Annotated in this window: 1 protein-coding gene and 1 pseudogene; one reads left to right on the plus strand and one right to left on the minus strand. The window is 74.9% G+C overall.

The annotated features are described in order from the left end of the window. Positions 1–338, minus strand: a pseudogene (locus tag ACFQ36_RS23160) (DNA polymerase III subunit gamma and tau); the annotation flags it as partial. Here ACFQ36_RS23160 and ACFQ36_RS23165 point away from each other — a divergent pair. After that, positions 328–700 (plus strand): hypothetical protein (locus ACFQ36_RS23165; RefSeq protein WP_377017968.1); only part of this gene is annotated, 373 nt, incomplete at its 3' end. The pseudogene ACFQ36_RS23160 and the gene ACFQ36_RS23165 overlap by 11 nt on opposite strands.

Genomic DNA, 700 nt, shown 5'->3' on the forward strand with positions numbered 1-700 from the left:
CCGGATTGCTGCGCAGGGGGCTGGGCGGCAGCCACCGGCGCGGGCTTCTCCGGGGCGGGCGCGGATGTTGGGGCGCCGGGGCGCGCCGGTTGCTGCCGTTCAGGTGTCCCTGCCGGCTCCGGCCGGCTAATTGGTGCTTTTGGGCCCGACTCACCCGCTGCCATGGAGGAGCCGTCCACGGTGCGGATCTGGCAGTCCACGCCGAGCACCTTGTGGATGGCCCGGCGCAGGTTCTCCGCATGGTCGCCGCGCTCGAAGTTGGTGGCCGAGCCCTGGTTCTTGAAGCCCAGGGCCAGGACGGCGCCGTCGAAGCCTGCCGGCGACGCGTTGGCACTCACGTTCATCCAGGTCACGCGTCGGATGCTGCTGAGCTCGTCGAGGATCTCCGGCCAGGCCCGGCGGATCATTTCGATCTGGCCGGACGCGGCCGGAACCGGCGCGGCCGCCTGCCGGGCCGCCTCCTGGGGTGCCGGCTGCGGGGACGGCTGGGGCGACGCCTGGGGTGCCGGTTGCTGCGGGGACGGCTGGGGTGCCGGCTGCTGGGGTGCCGGCTGCGGGGATGCCTGGGGTGCCGGCGGCCGGACAGCTGTTGCCGGACCCCATACCGGGCGTTCCGGCTCTATCGGTGCCGGCGGGGCGGCACCCCAGCCGCCGCCCCAGTCCGCGGCGTTGCCGGTGAACCCGTCCTCGGCCGCGGCCC

Source organism: Arthrobacter sp. GCM10027362, assembly GCF_042679445.1.
Lineage (GTDB): Bacteria > Actinomycetota > Actinomycetes > Actinomycetales > Micrococcaceae > Crystallibacter.